This window comes from Pedobacter chinensis (assembly GCF_003339865.1).
In the GTDB taxonomy this organism is placed as follows: Bacteria; Bacteroidota; Bacteroidia; order Sphingobacteriales; family Sphingobacteriaceae; genus Pedobacter; species Pedobacter chinensis.
In genome coordinates, this window is the sequence record NZ_QPKV01000007.1 from 195052 (window position 1) to 208749 (window position 13698).

Annotated in this window: 12 protein-coding genes; 6 read left to right on the forward strand and 6 right to left on the reverse strand. The window is 37.3% G+C overall.

The features are described from left to right. Positions 1–35: 35 nt before the first annotated feature. Together lat and DU508_RS17590 are read left to right on the forward strand one after the other, a co-directional pair. Positions 36–1367, forward strand: a complete 1332-nt coding sequence (gene lat, locus DU508_RS17585) for an L-lysine 6-transaminase (RefSeq protein ID WP_115404126.1) — start codon at positions 36–38, stop codon at positions 1365–1367. 2 nt (positions 1368–1369) lie between these two features. After that, entirely contained in the window at positions 1370–1774 is a 405-nt protein-coding gene (locus tag DU508_RS17590) for a hypothetical protein (RefSeq protein WP_115404075.1), read from the forward strand. A gap of 417 nt (positions 1775–2191) precedes the next feature. On the opposite strand, the gene DU508_RS17595 is transcribed toward DU508_RS17590, so the two are convergent. The 4 genes from DU508_RS17595 to DU508_RS17610 all read right to left on the reverse strand — a co-directional run bounded on the left by DU508_RS17595 (position 2192) and on the right by DU508_RS17610 (position 5593). Beyond that, positions 2192–3553: an acyl-CoA dehydrogenase family protein gene (locus DU508_RS17595; protein ID WP_115404076.1), complete on the reverse strand. Its 1362-nt coding sequence runs from the start codon at positions 3551–3553 to the stop codon at positions 2192–2194. A 180-nt stretch (positions 3554–3733) separates the two neighbouring features. Next, positions 3734–4450 (reverse strand): bacillithiol biosynthesis deacetylase BshB1, encoded by a 717-nt coding sequence (bshB1, locus tag DU508_RS17600; protein ID WP_115404077.1) that lies wholly within the window; start codon positions 4448–4450, stop codon positions 3734–3736. 9 nt (positions 4451–4459) lie between these two features. After that, positions 4460–4972: a glutathione peroxidase gene (locus tag DU508_RS17605; protein WP_115404078.1), complete on the reverse strand. Its 513-nt coding sequence runs from the start codon at positions 4970–4972 to the stop codon at positions 4460–4462. A gap of 6 nt (positions 4973–4978) precedes the next feature. Next, a complete protein-coding gene (locus tag DU508_RS17610) occupies positions 4979–5593 on the reverse strand; it encodes a DUF4294 domain-containing protein (protein ID WP_115404079.1) in 615 nt (204 codons plus the stop codon). A gap of 110 nt (positions 5594–5703) precedes the next feature. Between DU508_RS17610 and DU508_RS17615 the strand changes: the two genes are divergently transcribed. The 4 genes from DU508_RS17615 to DU508_RS17630 all read left to right on the forward strand — a co-directional run bounded on the left by DU508_RS17615 (position 5704) and on the right by DU508_RS17630 (position 11891). Continuing rightward, entirely contained in the window at positions 5704–7911 is a 2208-nt protein-coding gene (locus DU508_RS17615) for a RelA/SpoT family protein (RefSeq protein WP_115404080.1), read from the forward strand. A gap of 589 nt (positions 7912–8500) precedes the next feature. After that, positions 8501–8998: a Fur family transcriptional regulator gene (locus tag DU508_RS17620; RefSeq protein ID WP_115404081.1), complete on the forward strand. Its 498-nt coding sequence runs from the start codon at positions 8501–8503 to the stop codon at positions 8996–8998. Between the two features lie 38 nt (positions 8999–9036). Further along, complete coding sequence (locus DU508_RS17625; RefSeq protein ID WP_115404082.1) at positions 9037–10317, forward strand: adenylosuccinate synthase; 1281 nt, start codon at positions 9037–9039, stop codon at positions 10315–10317. A gap of 353 nt (positions 10318–10670) precedes the next feature. Further along, a complete protein-coding gene (locus DU508_RS17630; protein ID WP_115404127.1) occupies positions 10671–11891 on the forward strand; it encodes an anthranilate synthase component I family protein in 1221 nt (406 codons plus the stop codon). Positions 11892–12149: 258 nt separating this feature from the next. On the opposite strand, the gene DU508_RS17635 is transcribed toward DU508_RS17630, so the two are convergent. Both DU508_RS17635 and plsY read right to left on the reverse strand, forming a co-directional pair. Then, on the reverse strand, positions 12150–12956 hold the full coding sequence (locus DU508_RS17635) for a M48 family metallopeptidase (protein ID WP_115404083.1): 807 nt from the start codon (positions 12954–12956) through the stop codon (positions 12150–12152). Between the two features lie 94 nt (positions 12957–13050). Next, positions 13051–13698, reverse strand: a complete 648-nt coding sequence (gene plsY, locus DU508_RS17640; RefSeq protein ID WP_115404084.1) for a glycerol-3-phosphate 1-O-acyltransferase PlsY — start codon at positions 13696–13698, stop codon at positions 13051–13053.

A 13698-nucleotide genomic window follows, 5' to 3' on the forward strand; every position in this document is an offset into this window, starting at 1 on the left:
TTTCACTAAATTTGGATATTACCAAAACCAAATTTATGTACCAATTAACAGTACCTGCCGATCGCGTTAACGAATCTTTAAGCAAACATATTTTGGCCGATGGTTTCGACCTTACCTATGACATGGAAAGAAGCCATGGCGCCTACATTTATGATTCGAAATACAACAGAACATTACTTGATTTCTTTACCTGTTTTGCATCTGTTCCATTAGGTTACAATCATCCGAAAATGGTCAATGATGAAGCATTTAAAAAAAATCTTCTGCAAGCTGCGATTGCCAATCCATCCAATTCTGATGTTTACACCCAACAATATGCGCAATTTGTTGAAACCTTTTCGAAAGTAGGCATACCTGATTATTTACCACATGCTTTTTTTATTGCCGGTGGTGCATTGGCTGTGGAAAATGCCATTAAGGTAGCTATGGATTGGAAAGTGCAAAAGAATTTCGCTAAAGGTTATAAGGAAGAGAAGGGCTTTAAAATATTGCATTTTGAAAGAGCTTTTCATGGAAGATCTGGTTATACCCTCAGCTTAACCGATACTTTGCCAGATAAAACGAAATGGTTTGCAAAATTCGATTGGCCAAGAGTGGCTGTACCGGAAGTTAAATACCCGCTTTCGGGCAGCAATTTAGATCACGCCATTCAAACGGAAGCCATCTCTATTTCACAAATTAAACACGCTTTTACTGATCATAAAGATGATATCTGCGCTATTATAATAGAACCTATTCAATCTGAAGGCGGCGACAATCATTTAAGAGAAGAGTTTTTGATTCAGCTGAAAGCTTTAGCTGATGAAAATGAGGCCTTTTTAATTTACGATGAAGTACAAACCGGTGTTGGTTTAACAGGAAAGTTTTGGTGCCATCAGCATTTTAGCGAAAAAGCCAGACCAGATATTGTTGCCTTTGGTAAAAAAATGCAGGTTTGTGGAATTTTAGCAGGAAGTAAGGTAGATGAAGTAGAAACTAATGTTTTTAAAGTTCCAAGCCGAATCAATTCTACATGGGGTGGCAACCTGGTCGATATGGTTCGTTCAACCCAAATCCTGCAAATTGTAGAAGAAGACGATTTATGCAATAATGCCGCTCAGCTGGGAGAATATTTAAAAAACAACCTGGCTAATCTTTCACAGAAATTCGATCAAATGAGTAACGTTCGTGGCAAAGGCTTACTGTGTTCATTTGACTTCCCCACAAAGGAAATGAGAAATACATTCATTAATAAGGGACTGGAAAACAATGTAATGTTTCTGGGTTGTGGCGAAAGAACAATACGCTTTCGTCCGGCGCTATGTATTGAACAAAAACATATTGACGAAGGGTTGACAGTGATGGAAAAAATATTGCCTTTATTGTAGGCATGAGCAGAAAATTTCTAATTTATCTCTTAACGGCAATTGTTTTGATTATTGTTTTCTTTATGGTTAAAGATATTTTTAACCAACCAGGAATTGAAAACATGAAAGCTGGTTTTAAAGAAATTGTTAAGTATAGAAACGCTAACAATACTGGTCCTGTACAACGGGTTTATGTGGTTACGGTTAAAGATTCTATTTGGAAAGAAATGGAAGATTACGGTAATTTAATGCCGCATACCAAATATGGGAGTACCAAAGTTTACTTCTTCATGGAAAGTGATCATATTCCAAAAATATTGCATCCCGGAGAAGTAAATTTTGATCCGCAATTCAACAAATCTTGCATTGCACTTTATGAAAAAAGCGCCATGAGCCAGGTTGTGTTTAATAAACATCCGCTTAAGTAATGTAGAAAAATAAACTTGATAGTCTGTGAAAATAAAGACCATGAGATCGGGTTTGGGAACAAACTGCTATTCAATGAACAGTAGCGGAAATGCTTTTTGTTTGCTGCAACTTAAAATACTGTCGGTTAATTATTTTTTGGATTTAAACACAGTTCATGCTGAGGTACGAAGCATCCTGTTTTCATATAAAACGGTCGTCATTGCAATGGCGGATTAAGCCCAAAACTCATGTTAACTTAAGTTTAAATAAAGAACATCCCGCAGATTTATGAAAATCACGCAGACTTTATTTTATCTGTCTATCTGCGGTAAATACCTGAAGAATCTCCATATCATTTATATTGATTTTTACAAAATAGAGCTTTCGCTAAAGTAATTTCTCCGAAGCTTTGTCTTCTTGAAACTTCGTAAGTTGATTTATACAAATGCTGAAAATCCGGTAATTGCCCTACCCACAATCAAGGTATTAATTTCTTTCGTCCCCTCGTAAGAATAAATCGCTTCAGCATCAGCCACAAAACGGGCCACGTTGTATTCAAGCAAAATTCCATTTCCTCCCATTACTTCGCGGGCTTTACTTACTACATCACGGGTACGCAGTGAGCAAAACACCTTAGCAAGTGATGCATGTTCATCTTTCAGCAAACCCTGATCCTGCAATTGAGAAAGCCTGAAACATAGGGTTTGCATGGCCGTTAAATTCGATAACATTTCTACCAAATGGTTTTGAATTAACTGGAATGAAGCAATTGGTTTACCGAATTGTTTTCGTGTTCTGGTGTATTCCAAAGCATTTTCATAAGCACCGCGGGCACAGCCTACCGCTTGCCAGGCAACGCCTGCTCTGGTCATTTGCAGCACTTTGGCAGTATCTTTAAATGAGTTGGCATTTTGTAACCGGTCTGCTTCATCTACCTCACAATTGGTAAGTGTGATAATTCCGTTCTGAACAATTCTCAATGCCATTTTATCCTGCATCTTTTCAACAGCAAATCCCGGATTATCTTTCTTTACAATGAAACCCTTTACCTCATTGCTTTCTTCATCGCGGGCCCAAATGATCAAAATATCGGCAAATGTGGCATTACCAATCCATTTCTTCTGGCCATTCAAAACCCATTTATCATTTATCTTTTTGCAGGTAGTGGTTAAACCACCGGCCGCTGCAGATCCAACTTCTGGTTCTGTTAAACCAAAAGCACCAATAATTTTAAACTGTTGCATTAATGGTAACCATTGCTGTTTTTGTTCTTCCGATCCACATAAATAAATGGAACCCATTGCAAGGCCGCTTTGAACGCCAAAAAATGTAGAAATAGAGGTATCAATTCTTGCCATTTCCATGGCTAAAATCCCCTCCATTAAATTAGACTTTCCCGGACAGCCATAGCCTTGGTAAGTTAATCCACAAATATTAAGTTCAGCTAATTTTGGTATAATCTCAAAAGGAAATTCAGCTTTATTCCAGTAATGATTAACGATTGGTTTTACTTCTTTCTCTAAAAATGCCCTGACTTTTAATTGTAGCTCACGATCTTCATCTTTAAGTGCCTCATCGCCGAGACGATAAAAATCGCCTTCAATAGGGGGTAATTCTTTCTTTTTACCAGATCCGCCCATCATTTTCATCATCCCTTGAATCTGTTTATCATCAAGACCGGATATGGTTTCAACCATTTTAGGTAAATCAACTTTTTTGGATAAAGCTTCTAATTTATCAAAGTCTACATGCTTAAAAAGATTATACGCATTTTTGAGTGAAGAAAATATATTCGCCATTATTATTCGTTTTGAGAATAACAAACGAGTGGCAATTTTGTTGGACTTTCAAGTTTAAGCGCAAAGAGCGCAAAGTTTCTCGCTAAGGGAAAGAAGAATGAGAACCAATTAGTTTAACGCTAATTTTGCGACTCTGTGTTCTTTGCGAAATACTTCTTTGCTTTGCGGTTAAAAAAAGAGTTACTTCAAATCAAATAAATTATCAACGCCCAATAATTTTCTGGACGTAAAGCCCTCGCCAAAAGTGGCACCAATACTCTTACCGAATTCCCTGGCACGGCCAATTACAGTCTCGAAAAACTCTGGTGAAGAAATATAAGTCTCTAATCCATCAACATCCGGATTATAGAACTGCGTTTTAAATGCCTTTATTGACTTAAGCTTAGTGTCCATATGATCAGAAATATCAACAATAATATCTGGTTTAATATAACGATCCTGAATAAACTGCAATAATAACCGGGGGCGATGAGCAGCTTGTTTTTTACCATCAACTTCAGTTTCTATTTTAGGTAATCCTGATAAGAAAACAGCATCGTAAACCAAATCTCCTGCCCTGCCATGATCCGGATGGCGATCTTCAAGTGCATTGCTCAGAATAATTTCTGGTTGATATTTTCGAATTGCTTTTATTACTGCTATACGATGGGCTTCATCATTTTGAAAAAAGCCATCTCTCATCCTTAGGTTTTCACGAACATGCAATCCTAATATTTTCGCTGAATCAGCAGCTTCCTCATCACGGGTTTCGGCAGTACCACGGGTACCCAGTTCGCCACGGGTCAAATCGACAATACCAACTTTTTTTCCCAGTGCAATATGCTTTAAAATAGTACCTGAACAACAAAGTTCTGCATCATCAGGATGAACGGCAATAACTAAAATATCTAATTTCATTGATTATTCTTATTGAGCATTTTCATTCAACAGGCGTTGAATTTTCTTTTTGATTTTTGAACTCAGAGGCTTGGTAAATGGCAGAAAATAATCTTCCAGTTCGCCTCTTTTATTCACAATATACTTATGGAAATTCCATCTGGGTTTCGAACTCATTTTTGAATTCTGTTTCTTATCACTTAAGAATTGATAGAGCGGGTGCGCATATTGCCCGCGTACCATTATTTTATCAAACACCGGGAATTTAACGCCATGATTAATCTCGCAAAAAGAAGCGATTTCAGATCCGTTTAAAGGTTCCTGTTTTCCAAAATCATTGGTAGGGAAACCTAAAATCTCAAAATCCGGATGATTAATTTCGTCTTTTAATTGTTGTAATTCTTTTAGTTGCGGAGTAAAACCACACTCAGATGCAGTGTTCACGATTAAAACAACTTTGTTTCGGTAAGCAGATAATGGTTGTTCTTCACCATTAATTTTCTTTACTTTAAAAGAATAAATATTAGGAATGCTTTCCTGCATTATATATTATTGATAAAACCCTGAAGTGCGGATAATTGATTCAATATCTCTATCCTCATTAGGATTGTAAGTACTTTTTAAATTGTGACCAACCACACGGGCAACAATCTGATAAGAGAAAGCAGCGAAACCACCCTTCGTTTGCTTTACAATATCATAAGTTGTTCTTCCAACCTCCCGGTCGATTAGTTTAGTTAAAATTTGTCCCTGGGTAATGGTTAATTCTTTGATTTCGCGGTTAAACATGTCTTTGATTTCCTTATCACATTGTTTAACCAATTTTCTTTGTTCTTTTTTTTCAGGTGTTTGGGCTATATCCTGTTCCAATTGCTCATACCGGCGTTTGGCATATAATGCATAGGGCATTACCTTTAAAACATTATAACGCAATCTGTTATAAGCCGCCTGTTCTGCCGGAGATTTCCATATTCTATTGGCAAAAATGCTCACATCCTGTAATTGCATCCATGGAATCATAATGCCATTATCGTTTGTTGAGGCTACCCGAATGGTATCTGCTTTGCCCAATTTTGGAAAAACAGGAGCATCAGGGTCTTGAGCTTTTAGCTTTACGCCAAAAATCATGACAATAAACAGAATGATTAGCCCTTTAAATTTCATAAATTTATACTTTCACAAAGTTAGGTGTTATTTCATATATTAGTCGTTCAACAGAACTAATATAAGTTTTATTCATAAATAAGACGCAAATTTTTACGCAAAAAAAACAAATGAAAACAGAGTTAGTGATTGATTTAGAGGCGGAAAAGCAAGAAATTCTAAAAAGATATAGAGCATTATTACGGGCAAGCAAATCTACATTACAAAAGGGTGATAAGAAGGAAATTAGAAAAGCTTTCGATATGGCACTGGAAAGCCATAAAGACATGCGTCGAAAATCTGGCGAACCCTATATCTACCATCCAATAGCGGTGGCACAAATTGCAGCAGAAGAGATCGGCTTAGGAACAACTTCTATAGTATGTGCATTATTACATGATGTTGTGGAAGATACAGATATCACTCTTGAGGATATTGAGCGTGAATTTGGTAAAAAAACGGCTAAAATTATTGATGGACTGACCAAGATATCTGGTGTTTTTGACACTAACAGTTCTTTACAGGCAGAAAACTTCCGTAAAATGCTGCTCACGTTGGCTGATGACGTCAGGGTAATTTTAATCAAGCTTGCCGATCGGTTGCACAACATGCGTACAATGGATTTTATGCCTCGCCATAAGCAGCTTAAAATTGCATCAGAAACAATTTACCTTTATGCTCCGCTTGCCCACCGTTTGGGTTTGTATGCCATAAAATCAGAGTTGGAAGATCTTTCCATGAAATATCTCGATCCTGACACTTATAAATTTATTGCCAAAAAACTGAATGAAAAGAAAGCTGAACGTGCTTTATTCATTAAAAAATTCGTTGAGCCAATTGATGAAATTGTTCATGAACAGGGCTTAGTTGCCGATGTTTATGGCCGTCCAAAATCAATTCATTCAATCTGGAACAAAATGAAAAAGAAAAATATTCCTTTTGAAGAGGTTTATGATCTTTTTGCCATCAGAATTATTTTGGATAGTGCTTACGAAAATGAAAAAGCCGATTGCTGGAAAGCTTATTCTATCGTGACTGATTTGTACCGTCCAAATCCAGATCGTTTGCGTGATTGGGTTTCATCACCCAAAGGAAATGGTTATGAAAGTTTGCATACCACTGTAATGGGGCCTCGCGGACAATGGGTTGAGGTACAAATTCGTACACAACGTATGAACGAAATTGCGGAGAAAGGTTTCGCTGCACACTGGAAATATAAAGAATCGAGTAACGATAATGGTTTGGATCAGTGGATTCAGAAGGTAAGAGAGATGTTAAGCAACCCGGAGGCGAATGCTTTAGACTTTCTGGATGATTTCAAAATGAACCTTTTCTCTGATGAGATTTTTATTTTTACCCCTAAAGGTGCTTTGATTCAATTGCCATTGGGTGCTACAGCTTTGGATTTTGCTTTCGAGATCCATACCGGCGTGGGTGCCACCTGTATTGGCGCAAAAGTTAACCACAAATTGGTACCCATTTCTTACAAGCTCCAAAATGGAGATCAGGTAGAAATCATTACCTCAAATAAACAAACACCTAAAGAAGATTGGCTGAACATTGTAGTTACAGCGAAAGCCAAATCGAAAATTAAATCATCTTTAAAAGAAGAAAAACGTAAAATAGCAGATAATGGTAAAGAGATTTTAGAACGTAAACTGAAATCGTTAAAAATCACTTATAACACTGATAATTTACAAAAACTGAGCTATTTCTTTAAGTTGCCATCAACCCAGGAGCTATTTGTGAATGTTGCTTTAGGTAAAATCGAATTGAAAGATATCAAAGAATATTTATCAAGCGAAAAAGAGATTGAACACCGCGGGCCAGAACGTCCTGAAAATCTTTCAGTGGATGGAATAAAGAATAAAATTAAAGGTGGCGATTCTGATATCTTATTGATCGGGGAAGATATGCAACGTATTGATTATACGCTTGCGGCTTGCTGTAACCCCATTCCCGGAGATGATGTGTTTGGATTTATTACCGTTAGTGATGGCATTAAAATCCACAGGACAAATTGCCCGAATGCGGCCCAACTAATGGCAAATTACGGATATCGTGTGGTTAAGGCAAAGTGGAATAAACAGCAGGAACTCACTTTCTTAACCGGTTTACGCATTGTTGGTATTGATGATGTTGGCTTGATTAATAATATAACAAGAGTAATTTCTACCGATTTTAAAGTGAATATGCGCTCCATTACCGTTGATACAAATGAGGGGATTTTTGAAGGTTCAATTATGATTTTTGTGAATGATACCGAACATTTGGAAAACCTGATTAAAAATTTATTGAAAGTTAGAGGTGTTACAGGGGTTACCAGGTTTGATGCCTAAGTAGTCGGAAGTCTTTAGTCCGGAGTCGGAAGTCAAATGAGCATACCGGATTTGATGCCTAAAGTAGTCAGAAGTCTTTAGTCAGAAGTCGGAAGTCAAATGAGCATACCAGATTTGATGCCTAAAGTAGTCGGAAGTCTTTAGTCAGAAGTCGGAAGTCAAATGAGCATACCAGATTTGATGCCTAAAGTAGTCGGAAGTCTTTAGTCAGAAGTCGGAAGTCAAATGAGCATACCGGATTTGATGCCTAAAGTAGTCGGAAGTCTTTAGTCAGAAGTCGGAAGTCAAATGAGCATACCGGATTTGATGCCTAAAGTAGTCGGAAGTCTTTAGTCAGAAGTCGGAAATCAAATGAGCATACCGGATTTGATGCCTAAAGTAGTCAGAAGTCTTTAGTCAGAAGTCGGAAGTCAAATGAGCATACCGGATTTGATGCCTAAAGTAGTCAGAAGTCATGAAGTTGTATGTTATTAACGTTATAGACTTTGGACTCAGGCCTTTCGACTTCAGACTAATCTTACAACATTTCAACAATCTGACACTGAAACAATCAAACAATTTACCTACCTTTGAATGGAGTTTAAAAACTATGTCTGAACAAAAAACAAATGAGCTCGTTCGCAAGATTTTTGAGGCTTATTTAGAAAACAAAAATCTACGCAAAACACCAGAGCGTTTCGCAATATTGGAAGAAATATATTCTAGAAACGATCACTTTGATGTTGAAACCCTTTATATCCACATGAAAAACCAAAAGTATCGTGTAAGTCGTGCTACGGTTTACAATACTTTGGAGTTATTGGTGTCATGCGATTTGGTTACCAAACACCAGTTTGGCAAAAACATGGCGCAATTCGAAAAATCTTACGGTTATCGTCAACACGACCACGTGATTTGTATTGAATGTGGTAAGGTGGTAGAATTCTGCGATCCTCGTATTCACCAGATTCAAACGATGGTGGGTGATCTTTTAAAATTTGACATTAAACACCATTCCTTGAACCTTTATGGTTTCTGCTCAGATTGCAGTGTAGCAAGAAAAGTAAGTGAAAATGCGGCTACGGCGGCAAAACTTCAAGCAAATTAAATCAATCCACAAAATAAAACCAGCTTAAATTTTTAATAATGACGCAAGTAGATGTACTTCTCGGCCTGCAATGGGGCGATGAAGGAAAGGGAAAAATCGTTGATGTACTAAGTCCGAAATATGATCTTATCGCCCGTTTTCAGGGTGGTCCAAATGCCGGACATACTTTAGAGTTCGATGGCAAAAAATTCGTTTTAAACACTATTCCATCAGGAATTTTCAACGAAAAAACCATGAACTTAATTGGTAACGGGGTAGTTATCGATCCTATCATTTTAAAAAGAGAGCTTGATAATTTAAAAAAAGCCGGTCATGATCCGGTTGCCGAAGGCAAATTGGTTATTGCCCGTAAAGCACACTTAATTTTACCAACCCACCAATTATTGGATGCTGCCAACGAAGCGCGCATGGGTAAAAATAAAATTGGTTCAACTCTTAAAGGAATTGGCCCGACTTATATGGATAAAACTGGTCGTAACGGTTTACGCGTTGGCGACACTACCCTACCAGATTTTAAAGAGCGTTACGCTAAATTAGTAGAAAAACACACCGAAATTCTTTCTCACTACGAAGGTTTTGAATATGAATTAGCTGAAAAAGAAGCTGCATTTTTCGAAGCAATCGAATTCTTAAAAACCATTCCTCACGTAGATAGCGAACATTTTGTTAATGGTTATTTAAAAGAAGGAAAAGCTGTTTTAGCTGAAGGTGCCCAGGGAACATTATTAGATGTTGATTTTGGCTCCTATCCATTTGTAACTTCAAGCAACACCACAACTGCCGGTGCTTGTACTGGTTTAGGTATCGCTCCAAACAAGGTTGGTGCGGTTTATGGCATCTTCAAAGCATATTGTACCCGTGTTGGTGGCGGTCCTTTTCCAACTGAGTTAGATAACGAAGTTGGAGAGAACCTAAGGGCTTTAGGTCATGAATTTGGTGCAACTACTGGCCGTGCCCGCCGTTGTGGCTGGATTGATCTTCCTGCATTAAAATATGCCATCATGTTAAATGGTGTTACCGAATTAATCATGATGAAAGCCGATGTTTTGGATACTTTTGATACCATTTATGCTTGTACTCATTACGAATACAATGGCGAAACCATCAATTACATGCCATATGACATCATTTCTATTGAACCAAAGCCTGTATTGAAAGCGATTGATGGCTGGGCTACTGATGTAACTAAAATTACCTCTGTTGATGAAATTCCAGCTAAATTAACTGAATACATCGCGTTTCTGGAAAAGGAATTAGAAGTGCCAATCAAATTCCTTTCAGTAGGACCAGACAGAGCACAAACTTTAGAGTTGCACTAGAATATACAATTCATCATCTCGACCACAATGCAGAAATCTCTGCCAAGTGAAATGTCGAATAAGCTAAAGCAATCCATAACTGGGTTGCTTTTTTGTTTACTGATTTATCAACCTGAAATCATCCTTGCTTATAATGAATGGGAAAATCGTTACATGTGATTAAATAATTAAGCGATTAATCGCTATTCTCATTAATCCTATTGGCAAAACGAATGAACATATATAAAAAATATAAACAAATGGATTAATTTGAAAGATTCTGTCACGCGTATCTTTCCACTTATGCTGGGTTTAGTTACCTTTGCCGCAGCTTGAAAAACCCACAAAACATATTAGATTTTAAACACAAAGCAATGCATTGGGCAAATCAGTTCAATGTTTGCTGCTTTCTGGATTCCAATCAATATAAAGATGCTTATTCTGCCTATGATTTTATCATCGCGGCTGATGTTGAGGCAGAATTAAAATGTTTAAGTGGAATGGCCTTCAATCAATTGAAAACATTTTATGAAAATCATCGAAAATGGGTATTTGGTTTCTTTAGCTATGATCTTAAAAACGAAACAGAAGATCTTCATTCAGATAATCCTGATTATTTAAACTTTCCAGACCTATATTTTTTTATTCCAAGATATTTAGTGGCCTATAAAGATGGGAAAGCTGAAGTATTAATCGGGAATGATTCAATTTTAGATGAAATAAATGATTTTAAAGTGGGGGAAAACACCACACCTGTTTCTTTAAAAATCAATCAAAAACTGTCAAAAACGCAATACATAGAAAAGGTAGAAACCTTAAAAAATCATATTATCCGGGGCGATATCTATGAGGTAAATTTTTGTCAGGAGTTTTTTGCAGAAAACGCATCGATTAATCCTGTTCAAACTTTCGAGTTATTGAATGAGGTTTCCCCTACTCCTTTTGCGGGCTATTTTAAGATTTACGATCATTATATCTTATCGGCAACACCTGAACGTTTTTTATGCAAACGTGGCTCGAAACTCATTTCCCAGCCAATTAAAGGAACGGCAAGAAGGAGTCTTGATTTGGCAGAAGATGAGCAAATCAAAATCCAGCTTAAAAACGACATTAAAGAACAGGCAGAAAATGTAATGATTGTTGATTTAGTACGTCACGACCTTACAAAATCGGCCGTGAAAGGTTCAGTAAAGGTAGAAGAGTTGTTTGGCATTTATAGCTTTCCGCAAGTGCATCAAATGATTTCAACCATCAGTTGTGACCTAAACCCCGATATTCATTTTATTGATGCGATTAAAAATGCATTTCCAATGGGTTCAATGACTGGCGCCCCAAAGATTAAAGCCATGAAATTAATCGAACAGTATGAAGAATCCAAAAGAGGCATTTACTCTGGTTCTTTTGGTTGCATAAACCCTGATGGAGATTTTGATTTTAATGTGGTCATCAGAAGTATCCTTTATAACACCGATAACAAATATTTATCCTTTCAGGTAGGTGGTGCAATTACTTACCAATCTGATGCTGGGAAAGAATATGAGGAATGTTTGCTTAAAGCAAGTGCGATATTGAAGGTGTTGGGATTAGTTCATTAGTCATTAGTCATTAGTCATTAGTCATTAGTACAAACAACATTCCCTAATGGTTGATTTATAAAAATTGATTATGATGTTTCCCATACCATCATGTTAAATTCATTGCATCATTATAACTACGAAATCTAGTATTACAAATCTTGAAATAAATTCAGGATGACGACAGTTCATGTATAAAGCCATCCATAAAAAAGTGGAAAGCTTTGCGTCATGCAAAACCTTCCACCTTTAAACCTTAAGCCTTCTACCTCTAAAGCCTTACTTTTTATAATACTGTTGTGCTTCAGGCAAATATTTTTGAATTTGAGCAATACGTGTAGCATCACTTGGGTGAGTGCTTAAAAACTCAGGTGGTTTTTGGTTGCTTTGTGATGCAGATGCCATTCTATTCCAGAAACTTGTTGCGCTTTGTGGGTTATAACCCGCCATGGCCATAAAAATCAAACCTAAACGATCGGCTTCCAACTCCTGATTGCGACTAAATTTTAACATCGCAACTGGTGTACCCACTCCATAAAGTGTATTAAAAATAGATTGGGTTTTTGGATTTTTAGATAAAGCCACACCGGCCGCTGCGCCCACTCCTTGCGCAACCATTTCCTGCGACATCCGTTCTGCCGAGTGGCCAGCAATAGCATGAGCGATTTCATGTCCCATAACGGTCGCCAAACCAGCATCATCCTGAGTTACCGGCAAAATACCTGTATAAACAACAATCTTACCACCTGGCATGCACCATGCATTTTTCTCATTATTTTGAACTACGTTAACCTCCCACTGGTAATCGGCAATCAGGTTACCATAGTTGTTGCTGTTCATATATGATTTAACGGCAGTAATTAATTTATTGCCTATTGTTTTAACCCTTAACGCTTCAGCATTTGATGCTGGTAAAACAGTTGCTTTATTTTCTGTTAAGAATGTGCTATAAGCCTGAAATGCCATTGGCAGAACCTGATCATTACTAACTAAATCAAACCGACTCCGCCCTGTTAAAGGAACCGTGGAACATGAGTTAAATAATAGTATACCAGCAACACTTGCTGCTAAAAATAATTTTTTCATAATGCGATTTTAAATGATTAGTAATACTTGTAAAGCAAACCGAAATATAAACAGTGGGCTTCCAAATAAGTTTTAGTGAATGTGTTTTTGTTAATTAATTAGTTTTCTTCTTAAACAAATACACTTTGGATTCTTTGCCTTTCAGCAATCTTTCCAGATTTTTCTGGTGGGTAACTAAAATCAAAATACATACAACCATTCCGTAAAGCACTTCAGATTTTATTGAAACCTGAAATAAAAAGACAACACTTAGCGGGAAAGTGAATCCAGCGCATATCGAACTTAATGAAACGTACTTGGTTATTAACAATACCACCACAAAAACCAGAACACAAAGCATAGATGCTTCAAAGTTAACTGCCAAAATCATTCCAAAAAGTGTAGCCACTCCTTTGCCCCCTCTAAAACCTGCAAAAACAGGAAACAAATGTCCCATAACTGCGGTTACTCCGAGTGCAAGCTGGTAATTAACAAAAATAACTGAATTTTGCGGTCCGGTTACAGACATACCAATCAAATAGGCCAGATTGGTTGCGGTATAACCTTTGGCAATATCGATGATCATTACCGCTATTCCCGCTTTTTTGCCCAAAACACGAAAAGTATTCGTCGCCCCGGCGTTGCCACTTCCGTACTCTCTCACGTCTACGCCATAAAAGGCCTGACCAAGCCATACAGCAGTAGGTATTGATCCAAAAAGATAAGCAACTAATAAAGCGCTGAGAGAATAAACCGTAACCAT

Bases quoted from the DNA above. Each gene is read 5' to 3' on its own strand.
- lat (WP_115404126.1), top strand. From the start codon at position 36: ATGTACCAATTAACAGTACCTGCCGATCGCGTTAACGAATCTTTAAGC.
- DU508_RS17590 (WP_115404075.1), top strand. From the start codon at position 1,370: ATGAGCAGAAAATTTCTAATTTATCTCTTAACGGCAATTGTTTTGATT.
- DU508_RS17595 (WP_115404076.1), bottom strand. From the start codon at position 3,553: ATGGCGAATATATTTTCTTCACTCAAAAATGCGTATAATCTTTTTAAG.
- bshB1 (WP_115404077.1), bottom strand. From the start codon at position 4,450: ATGAAATTAGATATTTTAGTTATTGCCGTTCATCCTGATGATGCAGAA.
- DU508_RS17605 (WP_115404078.1), bottom strand. From the start codon at position 4,972: ATGCAGGAAAGCATTCCTAATATTTATTCTTTTAAAGTAAAGAAAATT.
- DU508_RS17610 (WP_115404079.1), bottom strand. From the start codon at position 5,593: ATGAAATTTAAAGGGCTAATCATTCTGTTTATTGTCATGATTTTTGGC.
- DU508_RS17615 (WP_115404080.1), top strand. From the start codon at position 5,704: ATGAAAACAGAGTTAGTGATTGATTTAGAGGCGGAAAAGCAAGAAATT.
- DU508_RS17620 (WP_115404081.1), top strand. From the start codon at position 8,501: ATGTCTGAACAAAAAACAAATGAGCTCGTTCGCAAGATTTTTGAGGCT.
- DU508_RS17625 (WP_115404082.1), top strand. From the start codon at position 9,037: ATGACGCAAGTAGATGTACTTCTCGGCCTGCAATGGGGCGATGAAGGA.
- DU508_RS17630 (WP_115404127.1), top strand. From the start codon at position 10,671: ATGCATTGGGCAAATCAGTTCAATGTTTGCTGCTTTCTGGATTCCAAT.
- DU508_RS17635 (WP_115404083.1), bottom strand. From the start codon at position 12,956: ATGAAAAAATTATTTTTAGCAGCAAGTGTTGCTGGTATACTATTATTT.
- plsY (WP_115404084.1), bottom strand. From the start codon at position 13,698: ATGGTTACGGTTTATTCTCTCAGCGCTTTATTAGTTGCTTATCTTTTT.